This is a genomic window from Gluconobacter sp. Gdi (assembly GCF_014132155.1).
GTDB lineage: Bacteria > Pseudomonadota > Alphaproteobacteria > Acetobacterales > Acetobacteraceae > Gluconobacter.
On the sequence record NZ_BLJQ01000001.1, the window covers coordinates 686,596 to 704,568 of the forward strand.

At 58.2% G+C, this 17,973-nt stretch carries 18 protein-coding genes; 7 read left to right on the top strand and 11 right to left on the bottom strand.

Features of this window, described 5'->3' with window-relative positions:
* Positions 1-6: 6 nt before the first annotated feature.
* The gene (locus tag JN414_RS03115; RefSeq protein WP_202206800.1) at positions 7-1,395 is read left to right on the top strand and encodes an MFS transporter; all 1,389 of its coding nucleotides are present in this window, start codon (positions 7-9) and stop codon (positions 1,393-1,395) included.
* Here JN414_RS03115 and JN414_RS03120 read toward each other — a convergent pair.
* Together JN414_RS03120 and ubiA are read right to left on the bottom strand one after the other, a co-directional pair.
* Positions 1,364-2,032, bottom strand: coding sequence for a methyltransferase (locus tag JN414_RS03120; RefSeq protein WP_202206637.1), 669 nt, complete (start codon positions 2,030-2,032; stop codon positions 1,364-1,366). The genes JN414_RS03115 and JN414_RS03120 overlap by 32 nt on opposite strands.
* Positions 2,033-2,037: 5 nt before the next feature.
* On the bottom strand, positions 2,038-2,949 hold the full coding sequence (ubiA, locus tag JN414_RS03125) for a 4-hydroxybenzoate octaprenyltransferase (protein WP_202206638.1): 912 nt from the start codon (positions 2,947-2,949) through the stop codon (positions 2,038-2,040).
* A gap of 36 nt (positions 2,950-2,985) precedes the next feature.
* Between ubiA and JN414_RS03130 the strand changes: the two genes are divergently transcribed.
* The 3 genes from JN414_RS03130 (at position 2,986) to JN414_RS03140 (ending at position 5,938) form a co-directional block, all read left to right on the top strand.
* Positions 2,986-3,726, top strand: coding sequence for a 16S rRNA (uracil(1498)-N(3))-methyltransferase (locus JN414_RS03130; protein ID WP_202206639.1), 741 nt, complete (start codon positions 2,986-2,988; stop codon positions 3,724-3,726).
* 75 nt (positions 3,727-3,801) lie between these two features.
* Positions 3,802-5,178 (top strand): glutamate--cysteine ligase, encoded by a 1,377-nt coding sequence (locus tag JN414_RS03135; protein ID WP_099210279.1) that lies wholly within the window; start codon positions 3,802-3,804, stop codon positions 5,176-5,178.
* A 127-nt stretch (positions 5,179-5,305) separates the two neighbouring features.
* Complete coding sequence (locus JN414_RS03140) at positions 5,306-5,938, top strand: outer membrane lipoprotein carrier protein LolA (protein WP_064274045.1); 633 nt, start codon at positions 5,306-5,308, stop codon at positions 5,936-5,938.
* 3 nt (positions 5,939-5,941) lie between these two features.
* On the opposite strand, the gene rsmI is transcribed toward JN414_RS03140, so the two are convergent.
* Positions 5,942-6,775, bottom strand: a complete 834-nt coding sequence (rsmI, locus tag JN414_RS03145) for a 16S rRNA (cytidine(1402)-2'-O)-methyltransferase (protein ID WP_202206801.1) — start codon at positions 6,773-6,775, stop codon at positions 5,942-5,944.
* Between the two features lie 149 nt (positions 6,776-6,924).
* On the opposite strand from rsmI, the gene JN414_RS03150 reads away from it, so the two are divergent.
* On the top strand, positions 6,925-8,196 hold the full coding sequence (locus JN414_RS03150) for a penicillin-binding protein activator (RefSeq protein WP_202206640.1): 1,272 nt from the start codon (positions 6,925-6,927) through the stop codon (positions 8,194-8,196).
* 115 nt (positions 8,197-8,311) lie between these two features.
* Here JN414_RS03150 and JN414_RS03155 read toward each other — a convergent pair whose 3' ends face one another.
* From JN414_RS03155 to pdxH, 7 genes are all read right to left on the bottom strand, one after another.
* Positions 8,312-8,695: a hypothetical protein gene (locus tag JN414_RS03155; RefSeq protein ID WP_202206641.1), complete on the bottom strand. Its 384-nt coding sequence runs from the start codon at positions 8,693-8,695 to the stop codon at positions 8,312-8,314.
* Positions 8,696-8,859: 164 nt separating this feature from the next.
* Positions 8,860-9,774, bottom strand: a complete 915-nt coding sequence (locus JN414_RS03160) for a lysophospholipid acyltransferase family protein (RefSeq protein ID WP_202206642.1) — start codon at positions 9,772-9,774, stop codon at positions 8,860-8,862.
* Positions 9,771-10,754, bottom strand: a complete 984-nt coding sequence (gene lpxK, locus JN414_RS03165; RefSeq protein WP_202206643.1) for a tetraacyldisaccharide 4'-kinase — start codon at positions 10,752-10,754, stop codon at positions 9,771-9,773. The genes JN414_RS03160 and lpxK overlap by 4 nt, the downstream gene beginning before the upstream one ends.
* Complete coding sequence (locus tag JN414_RS03170; protein WP_202206644.1) at positions 10,751-12,616, bottom strand: glycosyltransferase N-terminal domain-containing protein; 1,866 nt, start codon at positions 12,614-12,616, stop codon at positions 10,751-10,753. Before JN414_RS03170 ends, lpxK begins: the two co-directional genes overlap by 4 nt.
* Positions 12,617-12,669: 53 nt before the next feature.
* Entirely contained in the window at positions 12,670-13,380 is a 711-nt protein-coding gene (locus tag JN414_RS03175; protein ID WP_202206645.1) for a polysaccharide lyase family 7 protein, read from the bottom strand.
* Positions 13,381-13,455: 75 nt separating this feature from the next.
* Positions 13,456-14,340 carry a universal stress protein gene (locus JN414_RS03180; protein ID WP_046899585.1) on the bottom strand — a complete coding sequence of 295 codons (885 nt, stop codon included), beginning with the start codon at positions 14,338-14,340 and terminating at the stop codon, positions 13,456-13,458.
* Positions 14,341-14,382: 42 nt separating this feature from the next.
* Positions 14,383-14,985 carry a pyridoxamine 5'-phosphate oxidase gene (gene pdxH, locus JN414_RS03185; protein ID WP_202206646.1) on the bottom strand — a complete coding sequence of 201 codons (603 nt, stop codon included), beginning with the start codon at positions 14,983-14,985 and terminating at the stop codon, positions 14,383-14,385.
* A 290-nt stretch (positions 14,986-15,275) separates the two neighbouring features.
* Here pdxH and fabI point away from each other — a divergent pair, with 290 nt between their 5' ends.
* A complete protein-coding gene (gene fabI, locus JN414_RS03190) occupies positions 15,276-16,127 on the top strand; it encodes an enoyl-ACP reductase FabI (protein ID WP_034881234.1) in 852 nt (283 codons plus the stop codon).
* A 1-nt stretch (position 16,128) separates the two neighbouring features.
* Entirely contained in the window at positions 16,129-17,211 is a 1,083-nt protein-coding gene (aroC, locus tag JN414_RS03195; protein WP_202206647.1) for a chorismate synthase, read from the top strand.
* A gap of 15 nt (positions 17,212-17,226) precedes the next feature.
* Here aroC and JN414_RS03200 read toward each other — a convergent pair whose 3' ends face one another.
* The gene (locus tag JN414_RS03200; RefSeq protein ID WP_086634066.1) at positions 17,227-17,658 is read right to left on the bottom strand and encodes an OsmC family protein; all 432 of its coding nucleotides are present in this window, start codon (positions 17,656-17,658) and stop codon (positions 17,227-17,229) included.
* Positions 17,659-17,973 lie beyond the last annotated feature (315 nt).

Below are 17,973 nucleotides of genomic sequence, written 5' to 3' on the forward strand. Positions count from 1 at the left end.
ATCGTGATGAAAGCCAAGGCGGCGGATGAGAGTGATCTCGGCGTCGACCCTCAACGGCACGCTGGGCTCTACGGAGCCCAGCGTGCCAAAGCCATGTCAGCCGTTCTTCTCGGGCTGCTTCTCTCCGTTCTGGATTACGCCATAGCAAACGTGGCGCTTCCCTCCATTGCCCATGATCTGAATGCGCCGTCGTCTCGCGCGATCTGGGTGGTGAACGCTTATCAGCTCGCCAATCTGTCCTGTCTGCTCCCACTCGCGTCTTTTGGCTCCCGAGTAGGCTTTGCCCGCATGAGCCAGATTGGGATTTTTCTATTCCTCATTACGTCGGTTGGCTGTGCCCTGTCCCAGAACCTGCTGGAACTGACATTGGCACGCGCCCTTCAAGGTGTGGGTGGCGCCTGCATCATGAGCGTAAATATTGCGCTCGTACGCTTCATTTATCCTCATGCAGAGCTTGGTAAGGGCATTGCTCTGAACGGTCTGTTTGTTGGGATTGGCGTCGCTCTTGGCCCGACGATTGGGTCGATCGTCCTTTCGGTCGCAACGTGGCCTTGGATCTTCTGGATCAATCTTCCACTCGCACTTGCCGCTCTCGTCATGGCCCATTTTGCGTTGCCACAGACACCGCGGAGCGAGACGCAGGCAGACATTCCGGGTTCCTTTCTGACCGTAGCATCCTTCGCTTTGCTCGGCATCGGGTTGGACGGATTGATGCATGGCGATTTTCTACCAGGATCGTTGCTCACGGGAGCGGGCATCATCTGCTGGTGGCTGCTTCTACGGTATCAAAAGGGACGGCGTGAGCCAATTGTTCCGGTGGATCTTCTGGCGCGGCGGCCTTTTCTGTTAGCGTGCCTGGTCGGGTTTCTCGGTTTTGTAGCGTCCAACCTCTACATCGTCGCCATGCCATTCACCTTGGCATCGGCTTTTCATCGTGGAGATTCCACGATTGGATTGCTGATTGCGCCTTGGGCTGTTGGCGTCGCGGTGATGTCTTTTGTCGTTGGAAAGATTGCTGACCGCTTTCCCGCTTCGGTTCTGTCCTCGCTCGGACTGCTCCTGACAGCATTCGGATTTATGTTGCTCTGGTTGTTGCCCTTGGACGCGAGCAACGCTGCGATCGCGTGGCGAACCCTTCTGGCTGGATGTGGGTTCGGGCTTTTCCAGCCACCCAACAATCGGGCCATCATGGTGTCTGCGCCGGCTGGGCGGGAAGGTGGGGCCAGCGGCATGCTGTCCGTCGCTCGGCTGGGTGGCCAGACGACGGGTGCGCTGCTCGTTGCAGCTCTTTTCACGATCTTCCCATATCCAGCGTTCATCTGCCTTGGAGGCGCGATGATCGCCGCGCTAACGGGATCTGCCCTTAGTCTTGGGCGGAAATACCTCGCAGACTGAAGAGCGTCGTCGTTCGCTGATCGGTACTTTCCAGCTCCTGAGTGGTCTGGACTTTCTGTTGAATCAGAATGTCCAGATCCAGCTTTGGGGCGTAATGGCGACCCGGATCACAGAGCCAGACTTCGCAGTGCCGGGCACATTCCAGCAGCCATGGCATGATGCGTGCAGCCATAGCCTCGTTGTAACAGACGTCTCCGATCACCAGCAGATCACAGTCCGGTTTCGATCCGACAAGATCGCCCGGACAAAGCACTACTGTCACGGCATTGAGCGTAGCGTTAAGGGCCGTTGCTTCGAGAGCCATAGGGTCAATATCATTGGCCGCAGCAGTGGACGCACCCGCTTTTACGGCGGCAATGGCGGCTAATCCGCACCCACACGCCACGTCCAGAACTCTTTTGCCTTCAACGCGCTGCGGATTATCCAGAATGTATCGCGCAATAAGCTGGCTACCTGGCCATGCAAATGCCCAGAACGGGGGCTCAATACCGTGCGCTTCGAGGAAGGCTTCGCTGGCCTGCCAGATGGGAGTGATGTCTGTTGCCAGATGCAGGGGAATTTCGGGAACAAGGCTGGCGGTCTCGACCGCCGTATTCTCGCGGATAAATGCCGCGGGGTCCTGCAGTCTGACTGACATGATGTTCAAAGTCTTCCGCAGATAAAGGCCAGAGCCAGAAGGAAACCGATTGGAACGTTCTGCTTGAATTGTCGCAGGCAGTTTGGCGCATCGTATGGGTTCAGCGTGCGGGCCTGCTGGAGAAGGAGGCCACCTGCAATCAGGAAGAACAGCCAGAACCCCAGATGCAGATGGGCATGAATGGCGACGAGTCCCAGCGCCAGAAGCATCAGGCTGTAGCAGGTGGCAATAAAGGGCTGAGCGCGCTTTTCCATAAGGCGAGACGTGGAGCGAACACCGATGCGGGCATCATCTTCCATGTCCTGGAAGCCATAGATGGTATCGAAGCCAAGCTGCCAAAGGATGACAGCGCCATACAGCAGCGCGCCATTTCCATCCAGGCCGCCCCCTGCTGCGGCATAGCCCATGGGCGCACCAAAACCGAACGTGAAGCCCATGACGAGTTGTGGCCACCACGTCACACGTTTCGCCGCGGGGTAGAGCGCCACAAGCAGCAAAGCAAAGGGCGCCAGAAGCCAGCATGTGCGCGGCAGACACACCAAAACGCCCAGACCGCACAGTAGTAAAAAGGCCAGCAGCTTAAGGCCCTGCTTCAGGGAGAGCGCACCGCTGGCAAGCGGACGGCCCGCGGTTCGAGCAACCTTGGCATCAATATCGCGGTCCCAGATGTCATTAACCACACATCCGGCAGAGCGCATAACGAGTGAGCCGAATGCAAAAAGGGCCGTGTAGACAATTCGGAGTCCGAGTGGCGCATCTGGTGCAAGGAACAATCCCCAAACCCCAGGGAGAAACAGCAGCCATGTCCCAACTGGGCGATCCAGTCGGGCCAAAAGTGCGTAGGACCGCCAAGGTTCAGGCAGGCGGCCGGTCCAGCCTGTCAGGCTGATATCGGTATGGGGGCGGGTTTCACTCATCAAAGCACGTGATGAGGGGCAGATGCGCTTCCGTCAATGGCTGTTGCGCGCTATCGGAAAAGGATGAGCCGATCTGATCCCCGTCTTTATCTTGAAGTGCCGGATGTTCCCTTCACGGAAGGGCTGGAACTTCCTCTTCCCGCCAGTCAGGCCCACTATCTTGGCAATGTCATGCGGCAGAGCCCTGGAGATCCGGTACGTGTCTTTAATGCGCGCGATGGAGAGTGGAACGCCATCATCCAGACCTTGCGAAAAGACAAGGGAACAGTGCGGCTGGGAACGCGAGAGCGCGCACCTCAGGTCACAGAGGGTGTGGAACTGCTGTTTGCGCCCCTCAAGCGGGATGCAACAGAACTCGTTATTCGGATGGGGACTGAACTCGGGGTGACGTGTTTTCGGCCCGTCGTAACCGAACGAACCAACACGCACCGCCTGAACCTCGACCGTCTTGCCCTGATTGCCAGTGAAGCTGCTGAACAATGCGAGCGGCTGGATATTCCCGAAATCCAGCCGCTGGAGCCCTTGAAATCCGTTCTTGCGGAATGGCCTGAAGACAAGCCGCTGTTTGCGGCTCTTGAGCGACGTCCCGGGGCGGATGGTCCTTTGGTCGCATCTGCTCTTCTCATTGGGCCTGAAGGTGGCTTTTCCGATCCAGAGGTGGCGATGCTTCAGAAGCATCCTGCTGTTCATGCACTGACACTGGGGCCGTTGGTGCTGCGCGCCGAGACGGCTGTCTGCGCCGGACTGGCGCGACTTGCACTGCGTCGTGGCGCCTGAGGGTGACAGGACAGTCTGAGGTGCTACAAGTTCAATCAATATCGAACAACGATCGCAAATCGAGGCAAAACCGCCATGTCCAATCCCGGCACGTCTAATAGCGCAACGATCGAGAATCGGGCGCAACTCGTCGAGGTTCTGGAACGGGGCTCCAAGCCGCGGTCCGAATGGAAGATCGGAACCGAACACGAGAAGTTCGGCTTTGTACTGCCGGGGCAGGATGATGGGCGTACACCGTTGTCAGCGCCGCCTTATGAACCCAAAGGTATTGGTGCGCTGCTGCGGAAACTGGAGGGGCCGGACTGGGCCCCTATCCACGACGGTGAGGCGCTGATCGGTCTGGCAGGGCAGAACAGCCAGAAAGGGCGGTCCATTTCTCTGGAGCCCGCTGGACAGTTCGAGCTTTCTGGTGCGCCGGTTGTCTCTTTGCAGGAAACGCAGAGCGAGATGCAGGAGCATTTCGATCTGATCCGCGGTCCTGCTGCTGAACTCGGATTGGGCTTTCTGCCATTTGGTTTCCAGCCGCTCTGGGCGCGCGACGAGATGCCGTGGATGCCCAAGAGTCGTTACGCCATCATGCGCAGTTATATGCCCAAGGTTGGCACGCTGGGCCTGGATATGATGACGCGGACCTGCACTGTGCAGGTCAATCTGGACTTCGGTGATGAAGCCGACATGGCTCGCAAGATGCGTGTATCGCTGGCGCTTCAGCCATTGGCTACGGCTCTGTTCGCGAATTCGCCTTTTGTGGAAGGCAAAGCAAACGGCTTCCTTTCCAATCGCGCCCGTATCTGGACCGATACCGATAATCAGCGTTCAGGTCAGCCATCGCTGTTCTTTGCAGAAGATTTCAGCTTCGAGAAATACGTGGACTGGGCGCTGGATGTGCCGATGTATTTCGTCGCTCGGGACGGGAAAAACATTGATGCCAGCGGCTGCTCCTTCCGGCGTTGGCTGGAAGGTAGTGCGCAGCCCGCTCTGGACGGTCTGACGCCGACTATTGGTGATTTTGAGGATCACCTCACGACTGTTTTCCCTGACGTGCGCCTCAAGCAGTTCCTTGAGATGCGTGGCGCGGACGCCGGTCGTCCGGAGATGATGGTTGCCCAGTCTGCGCTCTGGGTTGGCTTGTTCTACGATGCCGCAACATTGGAAGCCGCTGAAAAGCTGGTATTGGAACAGCCTTGGGAGGTTTATCAGCAACTCCGTGCGGATGTTCCTGCCAAAGGCATGCAGGCTGACTTCCCCGGGGGCCTGAAAGCGCTGGCAAAGCGCGTTGTGGCTCTCGCGGAGCAGGGACTTCGTGCCCGTGTTCGCAACGAAGCACAGTTCCTGGACCCGCTGCATCTGATTGCAGATGGTGGTCCCAACCAGGCTGAGTACTGGCTTGCCCTGTATGAAGGTGCATGGGGCGGAAATGTGAAGCCGCTGTTCCGCGAAGCATCGATCTAAAGTCAGACGTATTGGAGTAGGGCGTTAAGCCCTGCTGCGATCAGTTTCCGGTTTGTGCAGGAACACGTTATGGAATGCAGGTGCGAAGCTTTTTGCAACCCATGACCTGATCGGCAGTTCCAGAGGCATGATGAACCGTCTTTTCTTCCGCGCGGCTGTAGCCAGCGCTTTCATATCCGTAGCAGCCCTTCCGCTGCCTGCCATGGCTCAGGCCGTTCCCGCGCAACTCCGTCCTGTGGATCAGGGCTGGGTCGCGCGCGTTCAGGATACGCTGGCGCAGATCACAACGCTTCAGGCGCGGTTTCAACAAATTGCACCAGATGGGAAAGCTGTTGCCGGGACAGCGACGCTTGATCGTCCGGGGCGGATGCGCTTCGACTATGACAGTCCCAGCCCGCTTCTTCTTGTCGCCAATGATGGCAAGGTCGTTTTTCAGGATCGGAGCGTCGGACAGGTAACAGTTATGCCGCTGGACCGTACTCCCCTCGGTTTGCTGCTACGGCCTGATCTGAAGCTCTCGGGCGATGTCACGGTGACAGGATTCGAGCGTAAGAACGGTCAGATCAACCTTCAGGTTGAAAAAACGGAGAGCCCGGGTGAGGGGAATCTGACCCTCATGTTCTCCGAAGCGCCACTTGCTCTTCTGGGGTGGGAAGTCGTGGATGCTCAGGGCCGAACAACGCGCATCGCCCTGTCAGATATCAGGACGGGAGGGAGCGTATCCCAATCTCTGTTCACGCTCCCGAAGTCTGAGGACTGACGTTCAGTCCTTTGTTTCGCGGGAAAGCTCCAGTGCGCGGGCATAAACCGTGCGCTTGGGAAGTTTGATAATTCCCGCCACGAGAGTGGCCGCATCCTTCACCGAATGACTGGTCAGCGCTTCGCGGAGATGCGTATCCAGATCATCTGCTCCGCTATCGTCTTCCGCTGAGGGGCCGATCAGGAGCGTGATCTCCCCTCGTGGTGCGGTTTCCTGGAAATGGGCGAGCACTTCCGCCAACGTTCCCCGCACCATCTCTTCGAAGCGTTTTGTTAGTTCTCTGCCAACCGCTGCCTCACGGTCAGGGCCGAAGACAGTGATCAGGTCTTCCAGTGTCTCGACGAGGCGGTGCGGCCCTTCATACCAGATCAGTGTGGAACGAACGCCAGCCTGTTCTGAGGCCCGAAGCGTCGCGAAGCCTGTCTTGCGGGCTTCGCTTCGTGGCGCTGGAAAGCCGAGAAACATGAAGGGAAGAGGGGGGAGGCCTGAAAGGGTCAGAGCCGTGATGACAGCGTTTGGGCCTGGGATGGCCGTAACATGGACGTCAGCGGCGATTGCTGCCCGGACGAGCCGATAGCCTGGGTCTGAGACAAGCGGAGTACCTGCGTCTGACACCACGGCGAAGCGGGCACCAGCCACCATTTTTTCCACAAAAAACGGTGCGCGATCCTGTTCGTTATGATCGTGAAGCGTTCGTGTGGGAGTGGAGATGTTGCGCGACATCAATAATTTTGCCGTAACGCGTGTATCTTCGCATAAAATAGCTTCAACACTGTTCAAGGCTTCAATCGCGCGCTCACTGATATCGGCCAGGTTGCCGATCGGCGTCGCAACCAATATCAGTTGTCCCCCCACTCTCGGGCCATGCTCCGAAGGCGGGGCGGCCGTTAACGTTTCAGCCGTATCGCTCAAGGGAGTTTCAGCGGAACATGACTTTTCGGACATCTGCATCCTCGGTGACGAACTCAAGGGTCTATTCTGGACCGATGAGCCGTCTGCGCAAGGGTGTAAGCACTGGGCTGGCCGCAGGAACCTTCCTTACGCTTACCGCCTGCTCCGGCGGAAACTCTTTCCTGTCGTCAGGCGTGGGCGGAATTCCTGGCTCCAGTCAGGCTCCCGGCGCGCATGACGTTGGCCTCATCCTCCCTCTGACGGGACGTTACGGTGCCATCGGTGCGCGAATGCGTGATGCAGCCAAGCTGGCTCTGTCTTCGCAAGGCTCGCCTGTGCTGGACGTTCATGACAGCAACGCTGCCGGTGGCGCAGCTCAGGCTGCCCATGACGCCTTAACGCGTGGCGATGCCATGCTCCTCGGGCCGCTAACGGCTACAGAAACTGCGGCTCTCGCGCCGCTGGCTGTTGCAGCAGGCAAGCCTGTGCTGGCGTTCACAAGCGATTCCACGCAGGCTCGTCCTGGCGTCTGGGTGATGGGGCTGACGCCAGAGCAGCAGGTTCGCCGGATGGTGGATGCTGCACGTGCAACAGGCCGCAAAAATTTTGCCGCCTTCCTGCCGGATAATGCTTTGGGGCACGCTATGGCAGAAGGATTGCAGCGGGCCTGTCGGGATGATGGGCTGAAAGATCCCCAGATTGTTTTCCATTCCACAGACGCACAAACCATCGATGATGGCCTGAAATCCCTTTCAGATATCGCCAATCGCCAGCCGGCCGCACCAGAAACACCCGCCCCGACAGGTCCGTCGGCTGTCGATCCTACGGCCGACTCGCCTGCCGACTCGACAACGCCGACATCACAGCCACCAGTTCCTGCGGTGATACCGCCGCCCCCGTTTGACGCTCTTCTGCTGGCAGATACCGGTGTAGAGCTGGGACGCATCATCACTGCGCTCCGTGCTGATCAGGTGACGTCGGATCAGGTGCAGATCATGGGACCGGCACTCTGGAAGGCATTCGATGGCAAACTCAGTGCATTGCATGGTGCCTGGTATGCTGCGCCGGATGCCAAGGACCGCAATGGCTATGTTGCCCAGTACAAGGCAGTTTATCATCAGGCACCATCACCCGTGACGGACTTTGCCTATGATGCCGCCGCTCTTGCCGGAAATCTGATGAAGCAGGGTGGCCCGACTATTCAGGCATTGACCCGTCCGGACGGCTATATGGGTGTGGATGGCCTGTTCCGCCTGCGCGCTGACGGTCATGTCACTCGCGCGCTGGCTATTTTCCAGATTCAGCGTGGCGGAGGTGCCCGCATCGTTGTTCCAGCATCACGGGACATTGCGGTCCGTCCAAGCTGAGAAAATACTGCTGGTTCAGAAACAGAAACACGCGTCCATCGCGATTGGCGCGTGTTTTTTTATGGCTTTTCTTGAAAGCCAACTGGGGTGTCAGGGCCGATCCTGACCGCGCAGATCAGGCTGCGTAGGTCTCGGCCAGCGGCAGAACCGGGCGAATGGTGTGAAGAGCCAGTTCGAAGCTGGCATAGCTGCCCAGTTCATGATTGCGTAGATGATCGATCAGGACCCAGCGCATCCCTTGCGGGCGGAGCATGTAGGCTGGATCCGGGTTCTCACGGACCCAGACCAGAACATGCTCAATGGGTGTCGTTCCATCGAAATTCGTGATCCCGGAATCCGTCGGTGTGATTTCTGCATCGAAGAGACCCATCCGCATTCCGGCTTCCAGCCACCGCGACAGATATTCGCGATGACGAGGGAGAACACCCTGCCTCAACGTCACGACATTACCGCCCATCGAAACGGGTGAAAGATCGTATAGGGGAGTTGCCTGCGCCATCAGGAAAGTCCTCATCAGAGCGGGGCGGGGGAGCCCGTGGATTGCGATAAGGTCAGGCTAAAATCCAAACGGCCCCTTTCACAATCTAAAATGACGCCAAAACCCCTTTCCGCGACATAAACTTTCCCCACTGTGACAAATCTGCCATGCAAAAATTGCATGGCTCAACATGTTGTTGTCATATTCCGATACAGCGCCTTGTCCCATCTCCGGTGAAGCCAGAGCCATGAGCCGGGCTCCTGCTCTATCCACTCCTGAAGCCGGTCATTGAGTTGCTGTGTCAGCTTCAGGACATCTGCCTGACGATTCTCGGTAGGCTGTGGATCAATGGGGGGATCCACAACGAGTACCAGTCTGGCAGGCCCTTCGCGGTGCACATGTCCGGTTACAATCAAGGCTTTATGCCGCAGAGCAAACACGGCGGTTGCAGAGGCTGTCATGGCAGGGCGGCCAAAAAGACGGGCTTCGATGCCATCATTCATTTTCTGATCGCCAAGCACGCCCAAATGCCCGCCGTGAGACAGGTGCTTCAGCGCAGAACGTGCTCCACGTGCTCCTTTGGGGAACATCGGAACAGCCATGCGCATGGCTCGGCGGCGGAGGGCGTGTATGATGGAATCTACAATCGGATTGCTGGCGGCGCGATAGAAAGAGGCAAAGGGCATCCCGAATCGTGCGACGACCGGGGGCATGAGTTCCCAGTTGCCAATATGGCCGGAAAAGAAAATGACCGGGCGCCCTGTTGCGCGGGCGGCTTCCAGATATTCTGATCCTTCAACACGCCATCCGGGGCCCGTCGGCGTGTTCTGTTTCAATCGCCCCACATGCGGAAACTCCGCCACTGTGCGCCCCAGGTTTTCCCAGCAGTCTTTGACGATACCGCGCCGCTCTTCCCTGGTCAGCTGTGGCATGGCCAGTTGCAGGTTTCGGTCGGCCACTCTGGAGACGGGAATAAGAGGTCCGATATGGCGTGCAACGGAGCCACCCAGTGTGGACGCGGCCGCAGGGGGGAGAATGCGCAGCCAGCCCAGCAGGACGCGCACAAGCAGGGCTTCCGCCCGATGTGGAATTGAAGTCATGAGTGAGGGAACAGAAGATCCAGAATATGGTCCGGCGCTTTTGGGTCCGCCCAAAGAAGCTCAACGTTGATGACGGTGACCTGCGCCCGGAAAGCGGGAGGAAGTTTGACCGCATCCTTGGCTGTGGTCACGAGCGTGGTTCCGGATTCCCGACGCAGCGTTTCAAGGCGCTGGATGTCATTGGCCGAGTAGGCATGATGATCCGGAAAGGGAAGGCAGCGAACAGGAGAGACTCCTGCATCCTGCAGCATGATGAAAAATTTATCGGGGCGGCCGATCCCCGCGAAAGCGACAACTCTCCGGCCTTGCAGACCGCGGATTTCAGGGCCCGGAACCAGTCTGGCCTGAGCTTTGAAGAGGAACGGGGGAAGGGTAAGAAGCAGCCCGTGACGGTCTTCCCCGATGATGACCACACACTGCGCACGCTTCAGAGCATCCAGCACCGGCTCACGCAGAGGACCGGCGGGCATGACCTGTCCATTGCCAAACCCCACGACACCATCCACGACCAGCACCGAGAGGTTCTTGTGAAGGCCCGGGTTCTGGAAACCATCATCCATCACAAGGCAATCAGCGCCTTGGCCAACCGCCAGTCTCGCGGTCTGGGCCCGGTCTGCTCCGACCCATGTTGGCGCGGCTTTTGCCAGAAGAAGAGGCTCATCGCCAACATCACGGGCGCTCGAACGTCCCGGATTGACCTCCAGCGGCCCTTTCTCTCTGCCACCATGACCGCGGCTGAGAATATGGGGAGAATGTCCACGATCTTTCAGTCGTTGGACCAGATCCAGTGTCAGGGGTGTTTTCCCCGTGCCCCCAGCAGTCACGTTGCCGCAGCATAGTACCGGGACTACGGCTCGATAGCCTTCGCGGGTCATGCGGCGACGGGTCAGACGGGTCGCGATTCCTGCCAAAGGGCGCAGCATGAATGCCGCAGGGCCTACCCTCGGGACGGACCAGAATCGCGGAGCCCGTAGTCTCATCGTTCAAGTGTCTCCAGAATGCGGGGGCTTAGTCTGGACACCACGGAGCGCTGAAGCACTGCGGGTGAAGGCGTGACATGAGGTTCAGTGATCCACTGGCTCAGACTATCGATATCCTTAACGATGTGAAGATAATCGTGCAGCAGGCTAACCGCTTCCCGCCAGTTTTCCATAAGAGGGCCGGTTGCCGTTGGAATGCCCAGGCGAAGTGGCTCGAAAGGATTATGGCCACCGCCTTTCCCCGCGAGAGAGTTGCCGAGGAAGCAGCAATTTGCGAGTCTGTAGAACAGACCCAGTTCCCCTAATGTGTCGGCAATCCAGCCATGTGTCTTGTTGTTCGGCTCCTGCCCAACGGATCGTCGGGGCAGATCGAAGCGCGAAGCCAGTTCCTCTCCGCGTTTTGGATGCCGGGGGATGAGGATCGTCAGAAGGTCGGGTTGTTTTTCTCTGGCAAGCGCTGCTGCGGCCAGCACCAGTTCCTCCTCACCAGGATGAGTCGAAGCCGCGACGAAAACCGGACGATTTCCAATCACGTCCTGAAGTCGTTCCAATTCAGCGAAGTCGCATGACAGAGGAGGAGCGTCCTGTTTGAGGTCTCCATCTTCATAAACGGCTTTGGTGCCTAGGGAGCGGAAGTGTGCCGCATCTTCCGGGCCTCGGGCTGCAACCCAGGAAAGGCGAGAAAACATGCGTCCAGTCAGGCTTGAGGCTTTTTTCCACCGGCGAGCCGAGCGATCCGAGAGGCGACCGTTGACCAGCATGACGGGAATAGCCTTGCGGTAGCAGGCTGCAATGATGCCGGGCCAGAGTTCACTTTCTACAAAGACAGCACCGTCCGGCTTCCAACGTTTGAGAAATCGGCCAAACCAGCGCGGCACATCGTGAGGAATAAAACGATGAGAGACGCGGCGCCCGAATTCCGGATGGCGGCTGACAATTTCTGCGCCGGTCACCGTGGCGGTTGTGAACAGGACATGCAGATCCGGGCGCTTTTCCAGAAGATCATCAAGCAATGGTCGCGCACACAGGGTCTCCCCCACGCTGGCAGCATGTATCCAGAGAAGTGTACCTTCAGGGCGATGACCGCCCCCGAGACCCATTCTTTCACGAAGGCGGTCTGGCAGCTCCCGTCCTCGCTTCAGACGTACCCGCAGCATGATCGTCAGAGCAGGAGCCAGAAGGCTGCCAACGCCCCCCCACAACCGATCCATGACGGAAAGATTTTGATTGCGGACGTTAGCTTCCGCCTGCTCCGCAACGGCATTGAGTGCAACACGGAGCGTCTCGGTATCCGGTTCAAGAAGCGGTTCACCGACCACGACAGACCCGCGCCCAAAGGGAAGTGGAAATGTAAGGCCGTCCCACGAGGGCAGACGAAGGCTGTTGCAGGCCATACCCAGCGGAATAATGGGGCGTCTGGAAATCCGCGATAGCACGAGAATGCCCGGCTGAACCTCCTCTGCCGGGCCGCGCGGTCCATCTGGAGTAATGGCGACAAAGGCACCCTGCTTCAGTTCCCGGAAAGCGACTCTCAGTGCCGCCGCGCCGCCTTTGTCCTTCCCTTTGCGGGACGTGGAGCCATGAATGCCAATGATTCCCCAAGGACGAATAGCATCCGCGATAAGGCGTCCATCCGCGTTACGGGAAATCAGTACCCGCAGCTTCACCCGTGGTTCGATCGCCCGGGCCCAGAACCAGAGCGCTGGAGCCAGTGTCAGGGAACGGTGCCAGAGGGCAAGAACTGTTCCCTGATCAGCTTGCGTCAGAAGCGCTCTTGCCTGTTTGGTGCCTCCGACATTCCAGTGGGTGGAGCGCAGACAGGCACCTAACCAGACATGGATCATGCGAGCGGGCGATATCATGAGCAGTCGGGTAGCATGGTCAGATGGCGCTCGCAAAACTTTGTGACAGACTGTCAGGCTGCTTCGTGATGAACCTGAAGACCGGTGAAGGTTACCCGGGCCATATCGGCGTGACTTGGCGCATGCCAACCCTGTTCGCCGACCACGGCTTCAAACCATACACCCTGTGCTATCGCGGCAGAGGGCAATGAGAAGTGATTTTCTGTTCCGTTGACGATGATGCGCATCAGACCATTCGGAGACGTGTGAATTTCATAGCGAATGGTCTGATGCGGATAAACCGTGCCGACCACAACGCTCTGCTTGGATGTGCCATTATCCACGAGTGCAAAGACCCGGTCGCCCTGAACACTTAGCTCCGCCACTGGATGCTGTGTGCTTGCCAGGCGGCCGATGACCACTTTTCCATTTCGCGGAAGCTGATCAATGTGCACGGTCGCCGTCATGTCAGAATTCGTTTGCTGAAAATACCACGCGGTATTTTCTCGCAAAAGCGTCTCCGGAGCGACCTTTCCACGGATGACTGGCTGGAGGCCGTCAGTCGTGAGCGTCAGGGCACCTGTCTGCTGATCGCGGGAGTAAAAAGCTGTGTTGTAGCCAGAGCCGAGTGTCGTGGACGGAACAAGATGCAGGCCCAGACGCTTGGCAGGCTCCTGAAGTGTAAAAGCCGAAATGTCCGGCGCTTGCGGTACATCCATGGCATGCACCGGCATGGCGATCAGAGCACTCAGGCAAAAAGCTGGGCCAGCAAGTCGGGAGATCATAATGTGTCCTTCCGGGGTTCTGGTTGTGACGTCAGATGACTGTTTCAACGCAGAACTCCCGAAAAGGACGCATGATTAGCGGCTCATGAGAACCGTGAGTTTCATGTTCTCAAGAATATGACGGGTCACGCCCCCCAGAATCATCTGGCGAAGACGGGAGTGGGAGTAGGCCCCCATGCTCAGCATATCGGCACCAAAATCTTCAGCCCCCTTCAACAGGCCGGCACCGACATCCTTATTGATGGGGTCGCAGGCGCGTGTCGTAGCGGAAATGCCATGCAGACGCAGATAACGGACAACATCGTCGCCCGTAGGGCCGCGACGCTGATATTCCTGGCATGTCAAAACCTGAACGCCTTCCGCGGTATGCGCCCATGGCAGAATGCAGCGGAGTGCAAGCGAAGACTCGGGTGTTCCGTTCCAGGCAATAGCAATGCGGCTGCCTACTGTTTTCGGAGCAATTGGCGGAGCAATGACCAGAGGACGCCCGCTGTCAAAAAGAATGGCATGCAGTGTTTCTGATGCGCGCGGGTCAGTGGCTGAAATGAGATTGGGCACGAGCGTCATGTCTGCCAGGCGTGAGCGCCATGTCAGAGCATCATGTTCCGTGCCGTCCAGTACTTCGAGGCTGGCACTGACACCGCCGCCAATCGACATGCCGATCTTGGAGGCTTCGACGCGGCGAAGTCCGTTATTATGCACAAAGCTGTCGAAGCTGTGTCGGATCCTGATAGCGCGGCGGTGGGCTTCCGTGGCCGCCGCATCAATCATTTCCGTCACCATTCCGGCAGAAATGCCTTCGCCAGCGAGTGTGGCAACTTCGGTCGGGTCTGATCCGACAACGACAGCAGACAGGTGTGCATCAAAACGACGGGCAAAATCCAGGGCCACCGACATGACTGAATCCAGATCGTCGGCCCCGGTGAGGGGGAGAAGGATGTTCTTGATTTCGATAAGCATAACGTAAGGCTCCCCACCTTGGGAAAAGGGTGTTCTCTATCTTTACGGATAAAGACGCGTGACGTTCCATTCAGATCCATCACGAGTCCATAATGCTCGGTCATGGAGGCGGAAAGGCCGGTCCTGCCAGAACTCTATGGCGTCTGGAGCAACGCGGAAACCTGTCCAGTTGTTCGGGCGTGGAATAGGGCCATTGCCATATTTTTCTTCTGCGGCCTTCAGGCGCTCTTCAAAGGTGCTGCGCTCATCCAGAGGGCGTGACTGGTCAGATGCAATCGCCCCCAGCCGGGACATGGGCGACCGGCTGGCGAAATAAGCATCTGCTTCTTCGTCACTGACCTGCGTAACCGGTCCTTCGATCCGGATCTGCCGACGCAGGGACTTCCAGTGGAACAGCAGGGCGACATGCGGATTGGCCAGCAGATCGCCACCCTTGCGGCTCTCCACGTTGGTATAGAAGACAAACCCGCGTTCATCTGCCCCTTTGAGAAGAAGCATGCGGACGGAAGGGCGACCGTCTGGCGTTGATGTCGCAACGGCCATGGCGTTGGGATCATTGGGCTCAGACGCTTCAGCATCTGACATCCATGCTGCGAACAGTGCGAACGGATCAGCAGTCAGATCGATGAGAGGCAGAGAGGACATGGAAGTCTCCTGAAGCAGCGTGGCCGGCCCGAAAGGGCGATTTAAGAACCATAGCGGTTCCGTCCGGGACCCGGAACAGACCCTGTCAGGTTCCGGTTCTGAATTATGACGTTGGGTGCACTATATAGAGAAAGGAAGAGCAAATGCCTTGACCTGCCTCATGGGCCTGAAATCCACACTACGGCTGGAAACTGCCGTCGAAGGGGCATTGAGTGTCGTGTTACTCTTGTTTGCTGGCATCTCTTGTGCGACCACGGCGCTAACACGCCAACGCGATTCAGGAAACCACAATGTCTGAAACAGAAGACAACATCCCGGCACCAGTGACCGGCACCCTCATGAAGGGTAAGCGCGGTGTCATTATGGGTGTTGCCAACAAGCACTCCATCGCGTGGGCAATCGCTAGTGCCTGTGCTGCACAGGGTGCGGAACTGGCCTTCACCTATCAGGGTGAGGCTCTTGGCAAGCGCGTTCGTCCGCTGGCAGAAAGCGTTGGCTCTGATCTGGTCCTGCCCTGTGATGTCAGCGATGATGCCGCAATCGACGCCACGTTCGACGAGATCGAAAAGAAGTGGGGCAAGATTGATTTCGTGCTTCACGCCATTGCTTTTGCTGACAAGCAGTACCTGCGCGGCCGTTATATCGACACGCCGCGTGATGCTTTCCTCCAAGCCATGGACATTTCCTGCTATTCCTTCGTGTCCGTCGCCCGTCGCGCGTCTGCCATGATGAATGCTGGTGGTTCGTTCCTGAGCATGACCTATCTCGGTGCCGAGCGCGTCATGCCGCACTACAACGTCATGGGCGTTGCCAAGGCGGCTCTTGAAGCCTCCGTGCGTTACATGGCCGCTGATCTCGGCCGTGACGATATCCGCGTGAACGGTATCTCCGCAGGACCGATCATGACGCTGGCAGCCAACGGCATCAGTGACTTCCGCTACATCCTGCGCTGGAACCAGCTCAACGCCCCGATGGAGCGTAACGTGACCCTGAAGGACGTTGGCGGTTCAGGCATGTACCTGCTCTCCGACCTCTCCAGCGGCGTGACGGGTGAAATCCATCATGTGGATTGTGGCTACCACACGGTTGGCATGAAGAACCCGGCAGCTCCGGACATTGCAGCTGTCAGCTCCGGGGACTGACATGTCAGACAATAGCTTCGGGCAACTCTTTCGCGTCACCACCTGGGGTGAAAGTCACGGGCCGGCCATTGGCTGTGTCGTAGACGGCTGCCCACCCCGCCTGAAGCTGTCCGAAGCGGACATCCAGCCTTGGCTTGATCGCCGTCGGCCGGGGCAGTCCCGCTTCACTACCCAGCGTCGGGAACCGGATCAGGTCCGGATCCTGTCGGGGGTGTTTGAAGGCCAGACGACCGGCACGCCTATTTCGCTGATGATCGAAAACACCGATCAGCGGTCGAAAGATTATGGTGAGATTGCCCAGAGCTATCGTCCGGGTCATGCGGACATTGCTTATGATTTGAAATATGGCATCCGTGATTATCGGGGTGGTGGTCGCTCGTCCGCTCGTGAAACGGCCATGCGTGTCGCAGCGGGTGCTGTCGCTCGTGTGCTGCTGAAAACGTTGGTTGGGGAAGGCTTGAAGATTCGCGCAGCTCTGACAGGGATCGGCGGTCAGACTATTGATCCCTCCCGCTGGGACTGGGACGAAGTGGAGCGCAACCCGCTCTGGTGCCCGGATGCTGCGAGCGTTGGTCCTTGGGAAGAGCTACTCGACTCTGTCCGTAAAAATGGATCGTCCATCGGGGCCACTGTTGAAGTTGTCGCGGAAGGCTTGCCGCCGGGCCTCGGTGCGCCAGTCTATGGCAAGCTGGACGCAGACCTTGCTGGCGCTCTAATGGGCATCAATGGTGTGAAGGGCGTTGAGATCGGCGACGGTTTCGCTGTAGCGGCTCTTCGTGGTGAGCAGAACGCTGATCCGATCGCACCGGGGCCACAGTTCGCGTCGAACCATGCGGGTGGCATCCTGGGAGGCATCTCCACGGGGCAACCGATCGTGGCTCGCTTTGCCATCAAGCCAACCAGTTCGATCCTGACACCCGTGCCCAGCATCAACAGTGCAGGGGATTCGGTAGAGGTTCGCACCAAGGGACGACACGATCCGTGTATCGGTATCCGTGCCGTGCCCGTGGCGGAAGCTATGATGGCCTGCGTTCTGGCAGACCATCTGCTGCGCAATCACGCGCAGTGCGGTTGGGACAACTGATCCCAGCCTTCGGGTTTAGCTGGCGAGCTTGGCGTCCAGGGTGATCTCCGTGTTGAGAACCTTGGACATCGGACAGCCGATCTTCGCCTTGTTGGCGGCATCGAGAAAGTCGGCCTCAGTCGCGTTCGGCACCACGCCACGAAGCGTTAGATGGGCCTTCGTGACGGCAAAGCCATCGCCAACCTTATCGAGGGAAATTGTCGACTCCGTATCGAGGGAGTCGGCCGTAAAGCCAGCATCACCAAGGATCAGAGAGAGCGCCATTGTGAAGCAGCTTGCGTGCGCCGCGCCGAGCAGTTCTTCCGGGTTGGTGCCGGGCTTGTCTTCGAATCGCGTGTTGAAACCATAAGGCTGGTCCTGAAGGGCGCCGCTCTGCGTCGAGATGGTGCCCTTGCCTTCCTTGATGGTGCCGCTCCAGTGGGCCGAAGCTTTCTTGTTGATGGTCATGAGACGCTCTCCGCGTGTTGAGGGGATGCTGTCTCCAACGTGACCAGACAGGAAACGTTGCCGTGAAAAAACCGTGTGGTGTGGTTGTGATGCCACTCAGGAAAAGCCCTTGGGGATGAATGGGAACCTATGGCGGTTTTCTGCGATTGGCCCTATATCTGGGGCCCGAAAAGAAGATTTCCCCCAGATATAGTGTCCGTGAGGTTCACAGGTAATTTGAATTTGCAAGCAATCTCTTTGGTTGAAATGCAAAGAGATTGCTTGCAACCCTGCCCTCCTCGAGGGCAGGAAAGCGCCTAATCACCGACAGCCGAT

Bases quoted from the DNA above. Each gene is read 5' to 3' on its own strand.
- JN414_RS03115 (WP_202206800.1), top strand. From the start codon at position 7: ATGAAAGCCAAGGCGGCGGATGAGAGTGATCTCGGCGTCGACCCTCAA.
- JN414_RS03120 (WP_202206637.1), bottom strand. From the start codon at position 2,032: ATGTCAGTCAGACTGCAGGACCCCGCGGCATTTATCCGCGAGAATACG.
- ubiA (WP_202206638.1), bottom strand. From the start codon at position 2,949: ATGAGTGAAACCCGCCCCCATACCGATATCAGCCTGACAGGCTGGACC.
- JN414_RS03130 (WP_202206639.1), top strand. From the start codon at position 2,986: ATGGCTGTTGCGCGCTATCGGAAAAGGATGAGCCGATCTGATCCCCGT.
- JN414_RS03135 (WP_099210279.1), top strand. From the start codon at position 3,802: ATGTCCAATCCCGGCACGTCTAATAGCGCAACGATCGAGAATCGGGCG.
- JN414_RS03140 (WP_064274045.1), top strand. From the start codon at position 5,306: ATGATGAACCGTCTTTTCTTCCGCGCGGCTGTAGCCAGCGCTTTCATA.
- JN414_RS03150 (WP_202206640.1), top strand. From the start codon at position 6,925: ATGAGCCGTCTGCGCAAGGGTGTAAGCACTGGGCTGGCCGCAGGAACC.
- JN414_RS03155 (WP_202206641.1), bottom strand. From the start codon at position 8,695: ATGGCGCAGGCAACTCCCCTATACGATCTTTCACCCGTTTCGATGGGC.
- JN414_RS03160 (WP_202206642.1), bottom strand. From the start codon at position 9,774: ATGACTTCAATTCCACATCGGGCGGAAGCCCTGCTTGTGCGCGTCCTG.
- lpxK (WP_202206643.1), bottom strand. From the start codon at position 10,754: ATGAGACTACGGGCTCCGCGATTCTGGTCCGTCCCGAGGGTAGGCCCT.
- JN414_RS03170 (WP_202206644.1), bottom strand. From the start codon at position 12,616: ATGATATCGCCCGCTCGCATGATCCATGTCTGGTTAGGTGCCTGTCTG.
- JN414_RS03175 (WP_202206645.1), bottom strand. From the start codon at position 13,380: ATGATCTCCCGACTTGCTGGCCCAGCTTTTTGCCTGAGTGCTCTGATC.
- JN414_RS03180 (WP_046899585.1), bottom strand. From the start codon at position 14,340: ATGCTTATCGAAATCAAGAACATCCTTCTCCCCCTCACCGGGGCCGAC.
- pdxH (WP_202206646.1), bottom strand. From the start codon at position 14,985: ATGTCCTCTCTGCCTCTCATCGATCTGACTGCTGATCCGTTCGCACTG.
- fabI (WP_034881234.1), top strand. From the start codon at position 15,276: ATGTCTGAAACAGAAGACAACATCCCGGCACCAGTGACCGGCACCCTC.
- aroC (WP_202206647.1), top strand. From the start codon at position 16,129: ATGTCAGACAATAGCTTCGGGCAACTCTTTCGCGTCACCACCTGGGGT.
- JN414_RS03200 (WP_086634066.1), bottom strand. From the start codon at position 17,658: ATGACCATCAACAAGAAAGCTTCGGCCCACTGGAGCGGCACCATCAAG.